At 65.1% G+C, this 20629-nt stretch carries 19 protein-coding genes; 8 read left to right on the forward strand and 11 right to left on the reverse strand.

Translation table 11 applies throughout. The features are described from left to right. From J7643_17955 to J7643_17965, 3 genes are read right to left on the reverse strand one after another with little or no spacing between them, the layout of a single operon-like run. On the reverse strand, nt 1–1596 hold the full coding sequence (locus J7643_17955; protein MBO9542476.1) for an ABC transporter substrate-binding protein: 1596 nt from the start codon (nt 1594–1596) through the stop codon (nt 1–3). Then, nucleotides 1587–2141 (reverse strand): DUF1997 domain-containing protein, encoded by a 555-nt coding sequence (locus J7643_17960; GenBank protein ID MBO9542477.1) that lies wholly within the window; start codon nt 2139–2141, stop codon nt 1587–1589. Before J7643_17960 ends, J7643_17955 begins: the two co-directional genes overlap by 10 nt. Before the next feature lie 4 nt (nt 2142–2145). Next, a complete protein-coding gene (locus J7643_17965; protein ID MBO9542478.1) occupies nt 2146–3024 on the reverse strand; it encodes an ABC transporter permease in 879 nt (292 codons plus the stop codon). A gap of 207 nt (nt 3025–3231) precedes the next feature. Here J7643_17965 and J7643_17970 point away from each other — a divergent pair, with 207 nt between their 5' ends. Beyond that, complete coding sequence (locus tag J7643_17970) at nt 3232–4092, forward strand: D-alanyl-D-alanine carboxypeptidase (GenBank protein MBO9542479.1); 861 nt, start codon at nt 3232–3234, stop codon at nt 4090–4092. 107 nt (nt 4093–4199) lie between these two features. Here J7643_17970 and J7643_17975 read toward each other — a convergent pair whose 3' ends face one another. After that, a complete protein-coding gene (locus tag J7643_17975) occupies nt 4200–5702 on the reverse strand; it encodes an alpha-amylase (GenBank protein MBO9542480.1) in 1503 nt (500 codons plus the stop codon). 265 nt (nt 5703–5967) lie between these two features. Here J7643_17975 and J7643_17980 point away from each other — a divergent pair, with 265 nt between their 5' ends. Then, on the forward strand, nt 5968–7218 hold the full coding sequence (locus J7643_17980; GenBank protein ID MBO9542481.1) for an HlyC/CorC family transporter: 1251 nt from the start codon (nt 5968–5970) through the stop codon (nt 7216–7218). A 91-nt stretch (nt 7219–7309) separates the two neighbouring features. Further along, entirely contained in the window at nt 7310–8305 is a 996-nt protein-coding gene (locus J7643_17985) for a tetratricopeptide repeat protein (protein ID MBO9542482.1), read from the forward strand. A 59-nt stretch (nt 8306–8364) separates the two neighbouring features. On the opposite strand, the gene J7643_17990 is transcribed toward J7643_17985, so the two are convergent. The 5 genes from J7643_17990 to J7643_18010 all read right to left on the reverse strand — a co-directional run bounded on the left by J7643_17990 (nt 8365) and on the right by J7643_18010 (nt 14812). Further along, nucleotides 8365–11049, reverse strand: coding sequence for a pyruvate, phosphate dikinase (locus tag J7643_17990; protein ID MBO9542483.1), 2685 nt, complete (start codon nt 11047–11049; stop codon nt 8365–8367). 67 nt (nt 11050–11116) lie between these two features. Beyond that, nucleotides 11117–11944, reverse strand: a complete 828-nt coding sequence (locus J7643_17995) for a kinase/pyrophosphorylase (protein MBO9542484.1) — start codon at nt 11942–11944, stop codon at nt 11117–11119. Nucleotides 11945–12060: 116 nt separating this feature from the next. After that, a complete protein-coding gene (locus J7643_18000; protein ID MBO9542485.1) occupies nt 12061–12963 on the reverse strand; it encodes a hypothetical protein in 903 nt (300 codons plus the stop codon). Then, a complete protein-coding gene (locus J7643_18005; protein ID MBO9542486.1) occupies nt 12963–13895 on the reverse strand; it encodes a hypothetical protein in 933 nt (310 codons plus the stop codon). Before J7643_18005 ends, J7643_18000 begins: the two co-directional genes overlap by 1 nt. A gap of 23 nt (nt 13896–13918) precedes the next feature. Next, entirely contained in the window at nt 13919–14812 is an 894-nt protein-coding gene (locus J7643_18010) for a hypothetical protein (GenBank protein MBO9542487.1), read from the reverse strand. 222 nt (nt 14813–15034) lie between these two features. On the opposite strand from J7643_18010, the gene J7643_18015 reads away from it, so the two are divergent. From J7643_18015 to J7643_18030, 4 genes are read left to right on the forward strand one after another with little or no spacing between them, the layout of a single operon-like run. Next, complete coding sequence (locus J7643_18015; GenBank protein ID MBO9542488.1) at nt 15035–15517, forward strand: roadblock/LC7 domain-containing protein; 483 nt, start codon at nt 15035–15037, stop codon at nt 15515–15517. 4 nt (nt 15518–15521) lie between these two features. Beyond that, on the forward strand, nt 15522–16103 hold the full coding sequence (locus J7643_18020; protein ID MBO9542489.1) for a GTPase domain-containing protein: 582 nt from the start codon (nt 15522–15524) through the stop codon (nt 16101–16103). A 10-nt stretch (nt 16104–16113) separates the two neighbouring features. Further along, entirely contained in the window at nt 16114–17706 is a 1593-nt protein-coding gene (locus tag J7643_18025) for a sensor domain-containing diguanylate cyclase (protein MBO9542490.1), read from the forward strand. Between the two features lie 10 nt (nt 17707–17716). Then, nucleotides 17717–18016, forward strand: a complete 300-nt coding sequence (locus J7643_18030; GenBank protein MBO9542491.1) for a DUF3817 domain-containing protein — start codon at nt 17717–17719, stop codon at nt 18014–18016. 62 nt (nt 18017–18078) lie between these two features. Here J7643_18030 and J7643_18035 read toward each other — a convergent pair whose 3' ends face one another. Further along, complete coding sequence (locus tag J7643_18035) at nt 18079–18684, reverse strand: helix-turn-helix transcriptional regulator (protein ID MBO9542492.1); 606 nt, start codon at nt 18682–18684, stop codon at nt 18079–18081. Nucleotides 18685–18780: 96 nt separating this feature from the next. Then, the gene (locus tag J7643_18040; protein MBO9542493.1) at nt 18781–19290 is read right to left on the reverse strand and encodes a hypothetical protein; all 510 of its coding nucleotides are present in this window, start codon (nt 19288–19290) and stop codon (nt 18781–18783) included. On the opposite strand from J7643_18040, the gene J7643_18045 reads away from it, so the two are divergent. Further along, entirely contained in the window at nt 19271–20593 is a 1323-nt protein-coding gene (locus J7643_18045) for a hypothetical protein (GenBank protein ID MBO9542494.1), read from the forward strand. The genes J7643_18040 and J7643_18045 overlap by 20 nt on opposite strands. Nucleotides 20594–20629: the final 36 nt, after the last annotated feature.

The raw sequence follows: 20629 nt of genomic DNA on the forward strand, positions 1-20629 counted from the left end.
TCACCTCACGCTGATGCGCTCGGCGTCCACCGGCCAGACCGGGTGCAGCACGAGGCCCGAGACTTCGGGCCGCGCCAGGACGGAGCGCATGGGGTGGTAGAGGGGGACGACGGGCGCGAGCTTCATCACCCGGCGCTCGGCCTGCTGGTACAGCCCGAAGCGCGCGGTATCGTCCGGGGTGATGGCGGCCTGGTCCAGGAGCCGGTTGGTCAGGTCGTCCTCGAAGAAGGTGGTGTTGAGCGAGCGCACCGGACGGATGGCGTGCTTCGAGAAGATCGTCCCCAGGAAGTTGGAGGCGTCGGGGAAGTCCTGGGACCAGTTGCCCGAGAAGATCGGGGCCATCTTCTCGCGGCCGACGCCCGCGAGGAAGGTCGGGAAGGCGAGGGGCTTGAGCTTAAGGCGGATCCCGACCTTGGCTAGGTCGTGGTGGATGGCCTGGGCGGTCTTGAGCGAGGTCTGGGAGCTGGAGCACCAGTAGGTGCTCTCGAAGCCGTTGGGGTACCCGGCCTCGGCGAGCAGTTGCTTGGCGCGCGCGGGGTCGTAGGGGTAGGTCTTGCGATCGGGGGTGGCGCCCGGCAGCCCCGGGGGCAGGAAGCCCTGGGAAACCAGTCCCCGGCCGTTGACGAGCCGGACGATCTTGGCCTTGTCGATGGCCATGGCGACGGCCTCGCGCACCCGCGGGTCGTTGAAAGGGGTCATGCGGGTGTTCATCCCGACGTAGTAGGTCGCCATGTCCGGGCCGGTGATGAAGTGCTCCCGGTGCCTGGGATCGCGCGCGAGGCGGGCGTACTCGGCCGCGCCGATGCCACGCAGGAGGCCGATGGCGTCCAGCTCGCCGCGCTCGAAGCGCAGGGTCTCGACCTGCTCGTTGAGCCCCAGTTGCAGGGTGATGCCGTCGAGCTTGGGCAGCCCCGGCTTGAAGTAGTGGGGGTTGCGCGAAAACTCGATGCGCTCGCCGGTGACGGCCGTGCCGAACCGGAAGGGGCCCGTGCCGACGGGGGCTTGGGAAAAGCCCGGGCGCTCGCCCGCTCCCTGGGGGACGATCGCCGCGTAGTTGAGGCCCAGCACCTGCAAGAAGGTGGGCTGGGGCGCCGAGAGCCGGATGACGACCGTCTCGGCGTCCGGGGTGGAGATTCCCGAGAGGGTGCGGGTCGATCCCGCGAGCACTTCTTCGCTGCCAGCGATCGCACGGTAGAAGCTCGAGCCCGGGGACTTGGTCTCGGGCCAGAAGAGGCGGGTGAGCGAGTAGGCGACGTCCGCGGAGGTGAGGGGCTTGCCGTCGTGGAAGCGCACTCCCTTGCGCAAGGTGAACTCGAGGACCTTGCCGTCCTTGGAGACCTGGTAGCGCTCGGCGAGCTCCGGGACGATGCGGGCCTTGTCGTCGAAGGTGACCAGGCCGTTGTAGAGCCAGTGGCTCACGGCGATGGCCGGCACGTTGGAGGCAAGGGCCGGGTCCAGGGTGCTCGGCCGGTCCTGGAGGCCGAGGCGCAGGGTGCCGGGCTTGGCCCAGGCGCCGGGGGAAGCCACGGTCGAGAGCACGAGCGCAAGGGCGAGGATCCGGCTTGTGCGGAAAGAAGAGGAAGGCTTCAGGGGCATTTCGGCTCCTCGCTCAGTTGCTTGCGCTCTGCGGCCTGCCATGCGGCGAAGTCTTCGCGGATGAGGGGCACGAAGCGGGCGCTCAAGGCATCGAGGGTGTGCTGCATCAGGGACTGGAGAGCACCCTTGACCACCCCATGGGGCAAGAGGCCCATGGCGCGCGGCAGCCGGAGCGCGGCCTCGGCCTGGGTCCAGCAGAACAGGTTCGTCCCGCCCCCCTCTTCGAGGAACTGGGCCTCGCCCTCGAAGGAGGCCGAGAGGTCCAGCTCGCTGCCCGAGAGCAGGTGGCAGCCCTGGCTCTGCATGTGGGTGACGCCGGGGCGGTCGGTGAAGGCTACGTCGAAGCAGGGCGTCACCGAGAGCCCCAGGGCGGAGAAGCCGCGGGTGGCGACCCGGTAGAGGCCGGGGCCCTGGCAGGAGACCCGCTCATGGCCGATCAGCTTGCCGAGCAGCGCCTCGTTGGCCGAGAAGTAGCGCGCGACTTCCTCAGGCGTCCCTTCAAGGGTCACGGTGCGCTCGGTGTAGGCGTCGAGGGTGACCTCCATGGGCTCAGGCCTTCCCCTTCTGGCCCCAGCGATCGCCGAGCACGTTGGCGGCGAGCACCACCGCGAGGATCCCGAACCCCGGCATGGCGATGAGCCACGGGGCGGAGTAGAAGTAGGCTTGCCCGCCCTGCATCATGTTGCCCCAGCTGGGCTCGGGCAGCCGTACCCCCAGGCCGAGGAAGCTCAGGGCCGCCTCCAGCAAGAGCATGTCGGCGAGCTTGAGGGTCAAGAGCGAGGCGAGGATCGGCATGACGTTGGGGAGCACGTGCTTGGCGAGGATCCAAGCGTGCGAGGCGCCGGTCGCCTCGGCCGCACCGATGAACTCCTGCTCGCGTACCGAGAGGGCGCTCGCGCGTACCACCCGGGCGATCGCGGTCCAGCCCACCAGCCCCAGGGTCAAGACCACCATCCAGGGCGAGGAGGGCAGCACCGCCGCGAGGCCGATGGCCAAGAGCAGGGTCGGGAAGGCCATGACGATCTCGGTCAGGCGCATGAGTAGAAGATCCACCCAGCCTTTGAAGTAGCCCGAGAGGATGCCGACCGCCCCGCCGATGATTCCCGCGAGCGCCGTGGCCGAGAGGCCCACCCACAAGGAGGCCCGGGCGCCGACCAGCCAGCGCGCGAGCACGTCGCGGCCCAGGTCGTCGGTGCCCATGGGGTGCGCCCAGCTCGGCGGCAGGGGCATGCCGACCGCATCCAGGCCGTCTAAGAGCTGCGAGAGCGGGTCCCCGTGCCAGACCCAGGGGGCTGCGATCGCAAGCAAGGCGAAGGCAGCGAGGACTCCCAGGCTCAGGATGGTGGCCGGCGCCATGCGTCGGCGCGCAGCGCCGGGGGCTGCGCCGGCGGACGTGGCGGCATCGGAGGAGAGAGCGGGGGAGGCCATGCAAACTCTTTCAGCGAGGTGAGCGGGGCGCAAGGCTGCCAACGTAAGGGGTTTGCGGGGGCTTGTCAAGGATCGCCCGCAGCGCCATGGACGAGGCCGATTTAGCCGGGATTTTTCAGCTGGATCGGCCTAATGATCGGCTTGCTCGGTGGGTATAGTACCCGGGTGGCGATTACGCCCAGCGAGCGACTTTGGGGGTATTCGGGGATGGCCAAGCCGTATCGTCTCTCTGTCTTGATCGGGATATTGGCCCTCGGACTCTCGGCCCTTCCGGCGCGGGCCGAGACCGTGCTGTCGGCCAAATCGGCCCTGGTGCTCGATGCCATGGGCAACGTCCTCTACGAGCGCAACCCCACGGCCAAGCTGCCTCCCGCGAGCACCACCAAGGTCCTCACGGTGCTGGTCGCCCTCGAGAGCGCCCACCTGGACGACCCGGTCTCGATCTCGCGCAAGGCCGCCGCCGCCGAGCCCTCCAAGCTCGGCCTCAAGCCCGGCGAGACCTACACCGTTCGCGAGCTGTGCTACGCCGCCCTCATGAAGTCCGCCAACGACGCCTGCGTGGCGCTGGCCGAGCACATCGCGGGGTCCGAGGCCCAGTTCGCCGTTCTCATGAATCGTAAGGCACGCTTGCTCGGCGCGCGCGACTCCCACTTCGCCAACTCCAACGGCCTGCCCCACAAGAAGCACTACTCCACCGCCCGGGACCTGGCCATGATCTTGCAGGCGGCCCTTCAGAACCCGGTCTTCGTCCGGATCGCGACGACGACCTCCATCGAGCTGGAGTGGCCCGGCCATCACCCATCGGTGACGGTCCACAACAAGAATCGCCTCTTGACCCAGTACGCCTACCCGGTGCTCGGCAAGACGGGCTACACCCTGGCGGCGCGCCACTGCTACGTGGGCCAGGCCCAGAGCGAGAACCCGGTCACGGTGGTGCTGTTGGGCAGCCAGAAGCTCTGGCCCGAGGCCCGCAAGCTGCTCGATATCGGGACCCAGGCGGTCGAGCGCCAGATCGCCGCCGGCGGCGGCCAGGCCGCACGGACGGCGCTCACCCCCGCCTCGTACTGAGGCCGATCCGTTAACAAGGAAGAACTGAAGACGCCCACGCGGATGCGTGGGCGTCGATTCGGGATGGTCGTGAGAATCGAGTAGGCCAGAGGCTTTCCTCGGGCTGCTTACTTCCGGCGGGCGGGCTCCGGGCAGAAGATGCGTGCCTGCTTGCCGTCCAGGGAGACCTGGATCGCGCGGTTCGCAACCGTCACGCGCTCCCCGGTGAGCCGATCGACCAGGACCGTTCCGTCCTTGAGCGTGCTCTCGGCACGCAGGGGGATCTTTCGGTGCTGCGCGTGGGAGTCGTTGTTGAGGGCGACCACCGCCTCGTCGTCGGCCGCCTGGCGCAGGTAGGCGTAGACCTGGTCGTCCTGCCACATCTCGAGCTGGCGCCCGCGCCTGAGCGCCGTCGAGCCCTTGCGGATGCTGAGCAGCTGCTGGGTGTAGCGGCGCATGGCCTCGTTGGCCCCCCAGGTCATGTCGCGGCGGTTGTCGGGCTCGGCGCCGCCGCCGAGGGCCACCTCGGTGCCGTAGTAGAGGGTGGGCATCCCGCGCACCGTCAGCACGCACGCCAGGGCGAGCTTGAGCTTGCTCACGTCGCCGCCCGCCTGCGATAGGAAGCGGGGCACGTCGTGGTTGTCGAGGAACGGACTGAGCATGCTCGCGTCCGGGTAGAGGGAGTCCTGGGCGAAGCGATCGCCGAGCCGGCGCATGGAGGCGCCCTTGGCGAAGACGTCGGTCAGGGTGTAGTAGAGCGGGAAGTCGAAGAGGCTGTCGAACTTGCCCTCACGCTGGTAGCTTGCCATCACGTTGGGATCCCCGTGGAGGATCTCGCCGAGGGTCATGAAGCCCGCCCCCCTGTCATGGTGCGCGCTGGTGTTGAACTGCTTCCAGAAGCTCTTGGGGACGTGCTTGAGCGCGTCGATCCTAAAGCCGTCGAGGTCGAGGGTCTTGGCCCAGCCCAGGTAGGTGTCGATCAGGAACTTGGAGACCTCGGGCTTCTCCTGGGCGAAGTCGGGCAGGCCGAACAAAGAGCCGTTCTCGCACCACCAGGGATCGTCCCAGTTCTGGATGTCGCCGTGCTCATGGAAAAAGCCGCGATAGGCGGGAGCCTGCTTGGGGAAGGCGTAGCCCGCTTGGTTGCAGACCACGTCCAGGAGGACCTTCATCCCCTTCCGGTGGGCCTTGGTCGTCAGCTCCTTGGCCTTCTCGAGGGAGCCGAGGTGCTCGTCGATCTTGGCGAAGTCCTTGGTCCAGTAGCCGTGGTAGCCCCACAGGCCGGTCTTCTCGAGCTGGTCGTCGTCGTTGTCGAGCACCGGCGAGATCCAGAGGGTGGTGACGCCCAGGTCCGCCAGGTAGTCGAGCTTGTCGATCAGGCCCTGCAGGTCGCCGCCGTGGTAGGCGGTCGGGTTCGAGCGGTCCACGTTGAAGTCGTTGGTGCGATCGCCGTTGTTGAAGCGATCGAGAAAGGCGAAGTAGACGACCTCGTCCTTCCAGGGCTGGATCGCGCGCTGCTGGGCCTGCACCTCGCTCCCGGCGCGCTGGGCGTTCGGGATGCCGACGCCGGGCAGGGCGCAGCCCACCAGCGTGGCGCAGGTCATGAGGCTCAGCAGGAGGCGGTGCTTCAACGCGGGATCCTCGTCGATTCGGCAAGGGGATCTAAGAGTGGTTGATCGTTTTATCGGATCGAGAAGAGGGATCTTGCTTAGGCCGAGGTGGTGCTGGGTTGAAGGCGGGCTCCACTCCCAGGGGCTTTCAGGGGCCATGCTATAATACGTCGCACGGTCGGATCGTCTCGTTTTCTGACCGTGGGAAAGGAATCTCGCGGGAGAACAGAGTCCCGCAAGGAGGATCCTGATTTTAACGCCTGCTCTAGCGGGGTTGGTCCTCGCAGTGGCGCTGCTCTTCTCCGGGCTCTTCTCGGCCGCCGAGACGGCCCTGATGTCGTTGAACCGCGCCAGGCTCCGCTCTCGCCTGGACGAGGGTGATCCCGGTGCCAAGCTCGTCTCGGCCCTGATCAAGCAGCCTCGTTACCTGCTCTCCACCATTCTCTTGGGCAACACCCTCGCCATCATCACGGGGACGGTCTTTGGGACCATCCTCGTCGCCGAGTGGGTGCAGGAGTTCGGGGGCCGCTCGGCGGCGCTCTCCATCGTCGCGTTGACCCTGCTCATCGTCGTGGTCGGCGAGATCATCCCCAAGTCCATCGCCGCGGCCAAGCCCGAGCAGGTGGCCTTCGCGATCGCCGCCCCCATCCGCCTGGCGGTTTTGCTGTTGCGGCCGGTGATCACGGCCCTGCTCTACATCACCACTCCCCTCATTCGCTTGCTCGGTGCCCACGAGGCCCTGGCGGCGCCCCGCTACACCGAGGACGAGCTGCGGATGCTGCTCGAGATCGGCCACGAGCAGGGCGTCATCGAGGAGGACGAGTCGGATCTGGTCTCGTCGGCCCTGGCCTTCGACGACACCCGGGTCAGCGCCATCCTCACCCCGCGCGTCGACATGGTGGCGGTCCACGAGCAGATGCCCCTTTCCGAGCTCGTGGCGCTCATCGCCGAAGAGGGCTACTCGCGCATGCCCGTCTACCGGGAGTCGGTCGACGACATCGTGGGGGTGCTCCACGCCCGCGACGCCCTCTTGGCCGCGGCGCGCCAGGAGCCCTTCATCATCTCCGAGCGCATGCACCCGGCCTACTTCGTGCCCGAGAGCCGGCCCCTCAACGAGCTCTTACGCGAGATGCAGCACGAGGAGATCCAGCTGGCCGTCGTCAACGACGAGTACGGCGGCACCGCCGGCCTCGTCACGGTCGAGGACATCCTCGAGCAGATCGTCGGCGAGATCCGCGACGAGTACGACGAAGAGCTCGCCCCGGTCCGACCGGTCTCCCCCGGCCTCGCGGTGGTCGACTCCATGGCCGGCATCGAGGAGGTCAACGAGACCCTCGGCATCGATTTGCCCATGGACGGCTATCAGACCATCGGGGGATTGGTCATCAACAAGCTGGGACGCGTGGCCAAGGTGGGCGACGTGATCCGGCTGCCGGGCATCTCGATCACCGTCAAGGCCGTGAAGGGAATCCGGATCCAGCAGGTGCTGATCGAGCATCCCATCGACCTGCCGCTGGCCGTCGAAGAAGAGGTCTAGCTCCGTCGCGCGAGGGAACCTTTCGTTTGCCCGCTTCGTCAGACGGGTATACCAGAGGCACAGACCGCTTTGACGTGAGGAGCCCGGGGAAGTGAACAAGCTGCGTAACACCTTTGTTGCTATCGGCGTCGCCTGCGGCGTCCTGGCGGCCCTCCCCGCATGGGCCGGCCAGCTCAAGGACGGGATCTCGGCGGTCGAGCGCAAGGACTTTGGCCGCGCCCGCGACCTGCTCGAAAGCTACACCAAGCGTTTCCCCAACGATCCGCGCCCCTACTACTACCTGGCCAAGTGCTACGAGAGCTGGTTCCAGATCACCAAGGTCGACGAGTCCCTGCGCACCTACCGGGTCCTCAACGAGAAGCGCACCCGCATCCTCTTGACCCTCGAGGGGGCCGATTCGGTGCCGGTCTACCGCGCCATGCTCCAGGACGACCCTTCCGACGTCTCGGCGCGCATGCTGCTCATCGTCTCCCTCTTGCAGAACAACGTCGGGATGATGGCCATGGCCGAGTTGCAGGCCCTGCCCCGTGAGTCGGTGCCCGCGGGCCTCGAGGACGTGTATCAGGCCATGTGGGGGGCCCTGTACCAGATGCAGGGCAACTACGAGCAGGCCCGGGCCGCCTTCAAGGAGGCCTGGCGCCTCAACATCAACCACCCCCTGCCCGCGGTCAAGCTCGCCGAGATCGATCGCCAGGAGCGCGACCAGTTCCAGAAGCAGACCACCACGGTGGTCTTCGACCAGTCCGAGAAGGCCGATCGCCGCAGCTTCGACTTGACCTTCAAGCTCGGCAAGGACCTGCTCGACGAGGGCAACTTCAGCGGCGCCATCGAGGCCTTGGGCCAGGCGCTCGCCCTCAAGGCCGATCACCCCGAGACCAAGCGCCTGATGGGAGTCGCCAAGCAGAAGGGCGCCGAGGACAGCTACCAGAAGGGCCTCGCCTTCCTCAAGGAGCAGAAGTACGCGGCGGCCTACGACTCCTTCCAGGAGGCGCTCAAGTTCGACCCGCAGTTCGCCAAGGCCCAGTTCGCGGCTCAGGACGCCAAGCTCAAGGCCGACGCCCAGGAGCGCGAGGCCGGAAACCAGTAACGCCATCCTTTCAAGCCCGAGGGCCCCGGCGGTTTACCGCCGGGGCCCTCGTCTTGTTTCTACTTGTCGCGCTCGGTCGTCGAGGCGAGGACCGCATGAGCGGCCGCCAGGCGCGCGATGGGCACGCGGTAGGGCGAGCAGCTCACGTAGTCGAGGCCGATCCGGTCGGCGAACTCGACCGAGCTGGGGTCGCCGCCGTGCTCGCCGCAGATGCCGAGCTTGAGGCCGGGCCGGACCCGGCGCCCCTTGGTCACGGCGACCTTCATCAGCTCGCCGACCCCCTCCCGGTCGAGGGTCTCGAAGGGGTTGTCCGCGAGGATCTTGCGCTCCAGGTAGGTGGTGAGGAACTTGCCCTCGGCGTCGTCGCGCGAGTAGCCGAAGGTCATCTGCGTCAGGTCGTTGGTCCCGAACGAGAAGAACTCGGCGTGCTCGGCGATCTGGTCGGCCGTCAGCGCCGCGCGGGGGATCTCGATCATGGTCCCGAACATGTACGCCACGTGGACGCCCATTCGGGTCATGGTGGCCTGGGCGATGCCCTCCAGGTCGGCCTTGGCGGTCTTGAGCTCGTTCACGTGCCCGACCAAGGGGATCATGATCTCGGGGTAGACCTCGATTCCCTCCTTGGCGAGCAGGCAGGCGGCTTCCACGATGGCCTGGACCTGCATCTCGTAGATCTCGGGGAAGGTCAGCCCCAACCGGCAGCCTCTGAGGCCCATCATGGGATTGGCCTCGTGGAGGTTGTTCACCTTCTTGAGCAGGGCCTCCTTGCCCGGAAGCTCGGGGCTCTGGGGCTGGGTGGCCTTCAGGACCGCGACCTCGCAGGCGAGCGCGACCTGGTTGGGCAGGAACTCGTGCAGGGGGGGATCCAGCAGGCGGATGGTGACCGGGCAGCCGGCCATGGCCTTGAAGATGCCGTGGAAGTCGTCGCGTTGGAAGGGCAGCAGCTCGGCGAGGGCCGCACGGCGCTCGGTCTCGGTCTCGGCGAGGATCATCCGCTGCATGACCGGCAGCCGCTCGCTCTGCATGAACATGTGCTCGGTGCGGCACAGGCCGATGCCCTGGGCGCCGAACTCGCGGGCCTTGGCGGCGTCCTCGGGGGTGTCGGCGTTGGTGCGGACCTTGAGGCGGCGCACGGCGTCGGCCCACTCCATCAGCTGGCGGAACTCGGCGGTCAACTCGGGCTCGATCATGGGCACCTCGCCCGCGATCACCTCGCCGGTCGAGCCGTTGATCGAGACGATGTCGCCCTCGACGAAGCGGCGGCCCGAGGCCTCGAAGACCTTGGCCTCGAGGTCCACCTTGAGGCTCTCGCAGCCAGCGACGCAGGGCTTGCCCATGCCGCGGGCGACCACCGCGGCGTGGCTGGTCATGCCGCCTCGGCTGGTGAGCACGCCCTGGGCCTGGATCATGCCGTGGATGTCGTCGGGGCAGGTCTCGACCCGCACCAGGATGACCTTTTCGCCCTCTTTCCCGAGGCGATCGGCGTCGTCGGCGTCGAAGACCACATGGCCGGTGGCGGCGCCGGGGCTTGCGGGCAGGCCCTTGGCGAGCACGTCGAGCGAGACCGAGGGGTCGATCCGGCGGTGCAGGAGCTCGTTGAGCTTGCAGGCCTCCACCCGGGTGACGGCCTCCTCGCGCGAGATGAGGCCCTCTTCGGCCAGGTCCACCGCGATCTTGACCGAGGCCTGGGCGGTGCGCTTGCCGTTGCGGGTCTGGAGCATGTAGAGCTTGCCGCGCTCGATGGTGAATTCCAGGTCCTGCATGTCGCGGTAGTGGCGCTCCAGGCGGCTGGCGATCGCGACGAACTGGGCGTAGACCTCGGGCAGGCTGGCGGCGAGGGTCTTGATGGGCTGCGGGGTGCGCAGGCCCGCCACCACGTCCTCGCCCTGGGCGTTGAGGAGGTACTCGCCGTAGAGGACCTTCTCGCCGGTGCTGGGGTTGCGGGTGAAGGCGACGCCCGTTCCCGAGTCCTCGCCCATGTTGCCGAAGACCATGGACTGGACGTTCACCGCGGTGCCCAGGTCGTGCGGGATCTGGTGGTGGTTGCGGTAGGTGATGGCGCGGGGGTTGCCCCACGAGCGGAAGACCGCCTCGATCGCCATGATGAGCTGGGTGTGAGGATCCTCGGGGAAGGGGCGGCCCAGCTCCTTGAGGACCATGGCCTTGTAGGAGGCGACCACCTCTTTGAGGATGTCGGCGGTCAGCGCCGTGTCCTCGGTGACCCCTTCGCGGTGCTTGAACTGCTCGAGTTTGCTCTCGAAGTGGTGGAGCTTGAGGTCGAGCACCACGTTGGAGAACATGGCGATGAAGCGGCGGTAGGCGTCGAAGGCGAAGCGCTCGTTGCCGGTCTGGGAAATGACGCCCTGCACGGTCTGGTCGTTGAGGCCCAGGTTGAGGATGGTGTCCATCATCCCCGGCATGGAGAACTTGGCACCCGAGCGAACCGAGACCAAGAGCGGGTTCTCGGGATCGCCGAAGCGCTTGCCGACCTTCTCCTCGACGGTCGCAAGCGCCTTCTTCACCCCTTCGACGAGGCCGTCGGGCAGCTTTTCACCGGCTTCGACGTACTGGTTGCAGACGCGGGTGGTGATGGTGAAGCCGGGCGGGACGGGGAGGCCGGCGCGGGTCATCTCGGCGAGGTTCGCGCCCTTGCCGCCCAAGAGGTCGCGCATGGTCGCGTCGCCCTCTTCGAAGAGGTAGATGCTTTTGGTCGCGGGGTGGGCGGCCAGGTCCTTGGTCGTCATGGCGTGGGTTGTCTCCTTTGTCAAACGTCGCGGCCGTCTCCATTGACGGCCGCGACGCGGTGGTGCTCTAGACGTAGGTTTCCTTGCGCTGGGTGAGCTCGAGGATCTCGCTGGCGGTCTCCTCGATGGCCTTGTTGGTGACGTCTACCACCGGGCAGCGCAGGCGGCGGAAGATCTGGTGGGCGTAGTCGATCTCTTGCGAGATGCGCTCTTCGCTGGCGTACGAGGCGCTCGACGTGAGCCCGAGGCTCGTCAGACGGGCGGTGCGGATCTCGTGCAGGACCTCGGCGTTGAGGTTGAGCCCGATGACCTTGCCCGGCGGCAGTTCGAACAGCTCCTTGGGCGGGGCGACGTTGAAGACGAGGGGGACGTTGGAGGCCTTGATCCCCCGGTTCTGGGCCAGGTACATGCAGGTGGGGGTCTTGGAGGTGCGCGAGACGCCGACCAGGACGAGATCCGCCAGCATCAGGCCCTTGGGGTCCTTGCCGTCGTCGTACTTGATGGCGAAGTCGATGGCCTCCATCCGGTTGAAGTACTTTTCGTCGCGCAGCTGCAGCAGGCCCGTCTCGAAGCGCGGCGCCACCTTGAGGACCTCGGAGAGGGTCCCGATGAGGCTGCCGAGCAGATCGACGGTGGGGATGGCGTGGCGCAGGGCCTCGGCCTCGAGGGCCTCGCGCAGGGCCGGCTCGACCAGGGTGTAGGCGATGATGCTGGGGCTCTGGACGGCCAGCTTGAAGACGTCCTCGAGCTGCGCCAGGTCGCGCACCCGGGGCAGGCGGGTCAGCTTGAGGTTCTGGCCCTTGAACTGGAGCGCGGCCGCGCGGGCGACGTGCTCGGCCGTCTCGCCGCTGGCGTCCGAAACCGTGTAGACCGTGAGCGTCGTCGAGTCGCTGATGGGGAGGCCCTCCTCTTGGTTGACCGGCGCACGGCGCGTCGTTGTCGCCGTCAGGGGAATTATAACACCGCGCTTGCGCGATGGGGGAAGCGGCCTTTGCTGAGCCCGCCCTTCCCTTATTGCCGGAAGAGGGAGGCCTTGATGGTGGCCGGGGCATTGACGATGTTGAGCTTGACGCGCAGGGAACCGGTCGCCTGGAAAGGGCTGAAAGGAGCGGTGATCAGGTAGTTCCCCTCGCGCAGGTCCTGGAAGGTGTCGATGGGGGTCTCGCCGAAGGGGCGATCGTAGTTGGCCGAGGTCTTGGCGTAGAGGGTGAGTTCGAAGTTGTCCTTTTGAAGGCCGGCCACCCCCTTGCCGTCGGGCGTGGTGACCTTGAACCGGAGGGTGGCGATTGTCGGGGTGTCGAACGTGAGCTTATCGGTCTCCACCTGGGGCAGCAGCGTCAAGGTATGCGGCTGAGATTCGCTCCGCTGCTTGACCATGCAGCCGGGAAAGACGTTCGGGTCCCGGCTTGTCACTTTGAGGCTGCCGGTCGCGCCGATCGGAAAGTGGAACTCGAGCCATCCTTGGGCCATGGTGATCCGGGTCGCCGGGGTCGAGCCGAGGCTTGCGTTCAGCAAAGGGAGCAAGCTCTCGGTGTCGTTGTACAGGACGTGGGTGGCTTCGGCCCAGGGGGTCAGGACGTACGCGTTCGCCGCTCCGTTCTCGGCGGCCTTGACGCTGCCGTGCCGCTCGCTCGAGGCGGGGAGGCTTGCCGATGCGGCGGCGGCGAGGAGCTTGAAGGGCTCCAGCACCAAGGAGGGGTCGCCTTCCTCGAAGGCCTGCTGCACGGCGAGGTAGGCGGCCGGCGTGAGCGTGAGATCGCCGAGCGTGGCGTTGAGGGCGCCCTGGACCGCGCGCGAGGAGGCTTCGGGGGCCTGGGCGGGCCCCGTTCCGCTCGGCGGCGGCGACTGGCAGCCTGCGAGGGCGGCTACAGCGAGCAATCCGAGCAGGGTGGGGGAGTATCGATGGGCGCGCATCATGGTTCGACCTCCAGCTCGATCGGGGCGTTGTGGATCTGGATGCTGAGCTTGCGGGAGCGAGGGTTCGTTCCGGGCAGATCGTCGAAGGTGCCGAGCACCGTATAACGGCCAGCCGAAGTCTCTTGCACCGAGAGGATCCGGGCCGGCTCTCGGTTGTAAGGGACGGTGGGGTCCAAGTAGAGGGAGGGGTGAAGGATGAGGGCGAAGTTTTCTTTCTTCAGGCCCGTCACCGCTTTGCCGTCCAGCTCTTGCACGACCACCGTCAGCTCGGCGTTCGTGGCATGGGTGGCGTACTCCTCGGCTTCCTCGGGCGCGAGCGCGAAGGTCGCTTCGGCCTGATAGTAGTGAGTCTGGGAGGCGGCGTCCCACCGGTCTCTCATGTTGGCGATGAGCGTCTCGTGGTCCGCCTTGGGTCGGATGACGAGTTGGCCGCTCGCGCTGCGAGGGAAGGTGAATACGTACTCGCGCCGGCTGTTGAGCGAGATGCGCGTGGCGGGTGTTTGGCCCAGCGAGGCTTCGAGGTACGGGATGATCTGGCTCTCCGGGTTCGTGACCACGTAGAGGATGGCGGTGGCCTCCGCTTCGGTCTCGACCTCGACGTAATGGGTGGGGTTGTCGCCGCCTCGGGGCTTGAGCAGCCAAAAGTAGCCCGAGATCGGCGATGCGCCAGGAGCGAGCAGGTAGGCAGGATCGAAGGCCCAGTTCCGCAAGACGTAGGAGACTTCGTCACCCATCGTGAAGCGACTCTGCTCGATCTGGGTGCGGACCGCACCGAGGGCGCTGAGGACGGGGGGCGTTTCCTCGAGGGGCTGCTGTTGTTGTGGTTGTTGTGGTTTGTCGGTTTGATCGGGCTTGTCGCCGCTGACGGGGGTCTGGGGACAGCCGGTCAAGGTGATGACCGCGGCGATGAGCGCCAGTCGAAGTTTCATGGGCGGATCCCTTTCAGCTGTCGTCAGTAAGCGTGATCGAAGACCAGGGCTTTGTTCTTGAGCTGGATGGAGACGGCGTACGAGTGCGTGGCGTCTGCGTCGAGGGTCATCGAGGAGGCGAGCGAGTATTCACCCTTGCCGAGTTCGCGCAGCTGGTCGAGCCCCCCCTGAACCTCACCGTCGATTTGTTGCACGTTCAACGCGAAGTTTTCCGCCGTCAGGCCAGAGAGCGCTTGATTGTCAGTGGTCTTGACCTCCACCACGATCGACGCGGTGGCGTCGCACCGAAACTTCTTGGTGAGGTAGCTCGCGGGATAGGTCATCTCCTTGACGCTGCTGAAGGTGGGGCCGCTTTCGGTGTCGAAGGCGAAGTTGTTCAACCTCAGGTTGCTCCCGGCCTGGGCTGTGATCGTCAGGTCACCCGTGGCGCTTCGCGGGAAGTGGAAGCGAAGGCTCTTGCCATCGGGAGCGCGAGCGATGCGGGTGGCGGTGCTCGCGCCCAGCTTCGCCTGCATCTGGCCCATGGCGGTCCCGAGGATGGTGTCTGCACTCAAGGTATAGAAGACGTGGGTGGCGCCGGTCGCATTGCTGAGCCGTTTGTAGTAGAGGCCGTTTTCCACGGTGGCTAAGAGGTACTGGACTTGCTGGGCGCCGACAGGTAGCTGGGCCGTTATTGGGACGACATAGCCCAGGTTGTCCTGCTCGAAGTCATACGACCAGTACTTGGTGCCGCCCTTGTCGAGGGTGGCGGAGACCAGGCTTGCTTGCGCGACGCCCTGGGCGTGGAAGGTGAAGCGGTCCTGCTCGGTCTCAGGGGGTGTCGCCAGGGCCTCGGTCCGAGGGGTGATGCCGGCCGAGCAGCCCGTGAGAGTCGTCGCCAGGGCCGCCAGGGCGAAAAGACGAGAGAGCGATGGCATGGTGCGGTCCTTCCTGCGGTGCGCGTGAGCGGGACGGATCGAGCGTGGCCTGAAAGATGATGTCAATGTATGATGAAGATTTATAGCACAATTTATTCTGTCAGCTAAGCACTCCCCAAAGAAGGCGCGTTTTCCAAAATTGCGGAATTGGCGCCCGGATGATCTTTTGCTCCCCTGCCGGCTAGGGTATGATTTCCTTTGAATGGCCGGAAGGAGGCGCATGTGGACGATTCCAGGCAGGTACTGACCCAGATCGTGATTTCCGAGGCGCAGCAGAAGGAAATCGACGCGCGCCTCGAGCAGCTCAAGGGTGCCGTGAGCGCCTCTTCGGTCTTGCTCATCGAGCGCAGCGGCCTTTTGCTCGGTAGCTGCGGCGAGGGCTCCATCAACGACCTGTCCATCTCCTCGCTGATCGCGGGCATCTTCAAGAGCATCTCGGCCTTGACCTCGCTGTTGGGTGAGCCGGAGGTGCGCACCTTCCAGCACCGCGGGAACCGCAGCACCCTGATCCTGGTCTTGATGGAGAGCAAGGACATGCTCGGCGTGATGGTGCCCCCCGACGCGACCCAGGAGAGCTTCGAGGGCCCCGTCGAGGAGGCCGTTCAGCACCTGACCCCCCTCTTGATCGCCGCGCGCGAGTCCACGCGCAACACCCCCTTCTCCTTCAGCAAGGACGCGATCTCGGTCTTCTTGGGCCGTCTGTAACGCCATGTCGACGATCAACTTCGGAAAACGCGAGATTCTCTGCAAGCTCGTTTATTACGGCCCTGGGCTGTGCGGCAAGACGACCAACCTGGTCACGCTGCACCGCACCCTCGGCGATGACCTCAAGGGCGACCTCCTGACGCTCGCCACCGAGACCGAGCGGACCATCTTCTTCGACATGATGCCGCTCGATCTGGGCGAGATTCAGGGCTTCAAGATCAAGTTCTCGCTTTACACCGTCCCGGGGCAGGTCCAGTACGTCAACTCGCGCAAGGCGATCTTGAGCGGCGTCGACGGCGTGGTGTTCGTGGCCGACTCGAGCCCCGATCGCCTGGGGGCCAACCTCGAGAGCCTGCAGGACTTGCAGGCCAACCTCGCCGAGTACGGCCTCTCCTTGCAGACGGTGCCGTGGGTCATGCAGTACAACAAGCGGGATCTGCCGGACGCGCTGCCGGTGCCCCTGCTCGAGACCGAGTTGAACCGCGACGGAGTCCCCAGCTTCGAGGCGGTGGCCAGCGACGGCACCGGGGTCAACGAGACCCTGCGCGCCGTCAGTCAGCTGGTGATGGAGTCGTTCAACCGGTAGGAGGTCCCTCGTGTCCGACGATCTGGACTTACGGCAGAAACATGAAGAGAACGAGCGCCAGCTCGCGCAGCTGACGCGCAAGCTGCGCGCGCTCCAGCAGGTTTCCTACCAGATCAACAACTCCTACGATTTGCAGGAGCTGTCCTCCTCCATCTGCACCCTGGCGACCCAGGCGCTGGGGGCCCAGTACGCGGGCCTCTATCACCTGGACGGCGAGGGCCTCAAGGTCATCGAGGACCTGGCCGTCGTCAAGCCCAAGGGCATGAGCCTGCTCAAGATGTTGCAGGAGGCGAGTAATCGCGAGGCTTCCCAGGCCATGTCCCTGAAGGAGGCGGGCTTCCTCGCGCAGGTGGTCGCGACGGGCAAGTCGATCGCCATCGAGGACCTGCTCGCTGCACCCGAGAGCTGCCCCGAGGCCATCCGCGAGCATGCCCTGGCCTCGGTCATGGCCACCCCGCTCGTGACCCAGCGCGAGATCCTGGGGGTGTTCCTGGTGGGCACCCAGGAGGCGCACGCTTTTTCGAGCGACGAGCAGGAGCTCTTGGCGGATCTGGCCCAGCAGGCGACAGGCGCTTTCATCACGAGCAAGCTTTACGCCCAGACCCTCGAGGAGAAGGAGCGCGCCGACCGCATGGTCGAGGGCCTCAAGAACCTGAACGAGGCCATGGCGGCGATCGCGACGCACCTGAGCGTCGGCGGCGCCTGCGAGGCCCTGATTGAGCGCCTGCCCACCTTCTTGCCTATCGAGGAGGCGGCGCTCTTCTTGCGGCGCGGCGACGGCTGGCCCTTCATGGCGGGTCAGCGTCGCTTCTTCGACGAGCTGCCCTTCCAGTGGCGGGTCGCCATGAGCGCCCAGGGGGTCGCCAAGAGCCTGAGCCTCTCGCCTGCCTCCCTCGTGGGCACCCCGTACGAGGCCTTCGGCCGCGTGATGGCCTTCCCGCTCATCGTTCAGCAGGAGGTGCAGGGGGTGGTCGTCTGCGCGACCTCGCCCCAGCTGGATCCCACGGCCGTGGAGCTGGTCGAGACCCTGGTGGGCCACACGGCCCTGACGGTCTCCAACGCCGCCATGGTCGAGAAGGTCGAGCGCCAGGCCATCACCGACGGTCTGACGGGCGTGTACAACCGCCGCTACTTCAACGATCGCCTGCTTAGCGAGATGCAGCGATCGCAGCGCTACGGCCACCAGCTGAGCCTCATCATCATGGACATCGACTTCTTCAAGATGGCCAACGACGTGCTGGGTCACCTGGGGGGCGATACGGTCCTCAAGCAGCTGGCGACCTTGCTCAAGGACAAGGTGCGCAAGGTGGACATCGTCGCGCGCTACGGCGGCGAGGAGTTCGCGATTATCCTGCCCGAGACCGGGTACGACTCGGGTCTGCACGTGGCCGAGCGGATCCGGGGCTGGATCGAGGAGTTCCCGTTCACCGACCAGGAGAAGCTCCCTCACAAGGTCATCACGGCGAGCCTCGGGGTGGCGACCTACCCCGTCCACGCCATGACCATGGACGAGTTGATCCATACGGCCGACGAGGCCCTCTATCAGGCAAAGCAGGCCGGGCGCAACCGCGTCGGCCGTATCCCCAGCGCTCAGAAGGCTTAGGTTTTTCCCTATGAACAATAACTCTCCCGTCATCCGCGGCTTCCGCGCCGTCGCCTTCGCCGAAGGCATCAGCTTCCTCTTGCTGCTCGGCGTCGCCATGCCCCTCAAGTACATGGCGGGCATGCCCATGGCCGTGAAGATCGCAGGCTCGCTCCACGGCTTCCTCTTCCTCGCCTACATGGTGGCGGCCTATCTGCTGTTCACCGAGCTGAAGTGGCCCATGAAGCGTGCGCCCGGCGTCTTTCTGGCGGCGGTGCTGCCCTTCGGCACCTTCGTGCTCGAGCGGAAGTGGCTCAAGCAGGCGAGCTAAGCGCATCATTCAAAAACGCAGAAGAGGCGTCCCAATTGGGACGCCTCTTCTGCGTTGAGGATTCAGCTTGGCGGGCGGGGTGGCGCCTCGCTCAGGAGCTGGAGGGCCTCTTGGCGAGTCTTGACCCCGAGCTTCTGGTAGATGTGCTTGCGGTGCGAGCGAAAGGTCTCATGGCTGATGCAGAGCCGCGAGAGGATCTCGGGGGTCGGCAGGTGCAGGAGGCTGAGCACCCGTTCTTCGCTTGGGGTGAGCGTGGCGAGCTTGCTTTTCGTGGCGAGGGCGCTCGCTGCGAGCTTGGCGAGGCTTTTCAGTGCGAACTGAGCGGTCGTTACGTCCGAGAGCGCGACAGGCTTCTGATGCAGCCCGAAGAAGAGCTGCAGGTGGCCGATCGGGGTGTGCTCGACGAGGAGCGGGTAGCTGATCGATCGTAGCTGGGACGGCTCGCAAGGGGCGAGGGCCTCTGGAAACCGGACGGAATGCGGCACGATTTCCTTCGGCAGCTCCAGCAGGGCGCTGCGTGCTCCGAGCATCAGACACAAGAGTTCGGCAACGAAGCGCGAGGCTTCTTCCAAGTCTTTCTTCTCACCGATGCGGTCGTTGATGGCCTGGGCGAGGAGGAATGTGCCGGCGATGGCGAGTTGTCCAGTGTTTTGCTGTGTCGTCGTCAACTGCTCAACCTGTTCCCTGGTTCAGTTCGAGTCCCGAATAAGAATCGCAGGATTTGATTATAACTAAAAGGTTATCATTTTTTGTTAGAGGGCCAATCAGGGTTTTCCACTCATGCTACGGGCTTTTTTGAGAGGAGGGCGGCTCTGTCCTGTTCGCTCGGGGACGGTATGGCCTGCGACGGCGGACATCTCCAGAAAGATCACCCTCTTCTCACCCTTCTCAGATGATGATTGGTTGGTTAACTTTCTATAGGTTGGCATTTTACCGAGATTTAAAGAGAAATCGAGTGAAACAGGAGTCGCGATCATGAGTTCGACCAGCGCTATCAGCTTGCCTAGAATCACCCTCACGACGGGGACTACCCCTCTATCAACTTCTAGCTCGACGTCGCTGAGCACGTCTGGAAGCCCTTCTGCTGGTGCGCCCCTTTCCGACTCCGTTGTTGCCGGGGCGGATCGCTTGGAGTCGATCGCCGCTTCGCTCAGTCTTTCGGCAGCCTTACCCACTGTTTTTGGAACTCCGATTCCCGCAGAATCCTTTGACAGGCTCTTCAAGCTTGCAAGTAGCCTGAAGAAGGGTGACTTATTGTTCATCGGTGCGGACACGCCCGTCGCCTCGTTGACCGATAGCAAGTGGACCCATGTGGCCATGTGCATAGATCCTGGCGATATTACCAAGGGGATTCTTCCGAAGTTCGTCGAGGCGGAGGCGGCCTTAGGTGGCGTCGTCGAATCGCCTCTCGATAGCGTATTGGCTCGATATGCTTCTCTTCAGGCGGGGAAATCGATCAGCTACAAGCTGCTTCGGCCGAGCACGGATGAGTTGCTCATCGACAAGGCGGTCGATTTTGCCAGGAGTAAGCTAGGCGCAAAGTACGACTTCGGTTTCAACCAGATGGAAGATGCCCAGAATGGGAAGTATTACTGCAGCGAGTTGGTCTTTGATGCCTACCAGGCCGTCGGCGTTACCTTGAAAACTGAATCCGGTTTTTATCACCCGAGCAAGAGCAATGCGATCATCAGCACCTTAAAGGCCCTTGGGGCCACTCCTGCCTTGGTTGATGAGGTGATCAAGTTTGGGACGATCGATATGCACCTTGGCGCGACACCAGGGCAGGTTCGAGATCTGGTCGAGAGAATCAAACAGCTGCCAGGGCTCAAGGGAATTCAGATGCTCGGCCAGTTTGCGGTCGATCTCGTTAATCAGGTGGCGAACGCGATCGTGGAGGGTGCTTCCGGCGGTGATATCTCCAAGCTTAAGGCAGCGTTGAATACCTTCAGTGCGGAAAATTTGCCGAAGATCATGAACAACTTCAATCTTGAAAAAATCGATGGTTTCATGAAATATCCTACGCCGCCATCTTACAATCCCCCTCAATTCAAACCGCCCTCGTACAATCCACCTGTCTATAACCCGCCTCAGATCGGTATGTTGACCGGGTCTTATCCGAGTGTTGAGACCATTTGGCACTGGGAGTGGTGGGGTGGGTGGCCCGAATTTAGAACGCATTGGCATACGTTCCAGTATCCTAACCCGGTGGATGTTGCTAATAAGGCCGCCTATGATGTCGGCTATGGGGCTTCGAGAGCCGCCTACGAGGTGAGTTACAACGCGCAGAAAGCGTACTACACGGCGATCGAGTTCCCCGCGCAGGTAGCCGCCTACAATCTTGATCATGCGCAGAAGATGCTTGCACACAGCGTGGCATACGGAATTGCTGCCACGGCTAATGGTGCGTTGCTTGCCACTGTTACGGCTCAACTCGCTGCTGCCGCCGTGGCGGTCGGTGCTGCCTTCTTGGTCCCCGGTGCGCAGGTCAACGGTCAACGTCTTGTTTCGCCGGGTGCTCTTGCCGATTCGAACGCCGCTTTCCTGAGTGTCGATATCCCGGTCCCACCTAAGGGCTAGGCGGCTCTACTAAGTGGTATCTGGTATTTCGATGCG

The organism is bacterium (assembly GCA_017744355.1).
GTDB lineage: Bacteria > Cyanobacteriota > Sericytochromatia > S15B-MN24 > UBA4093 > JAGIBK01.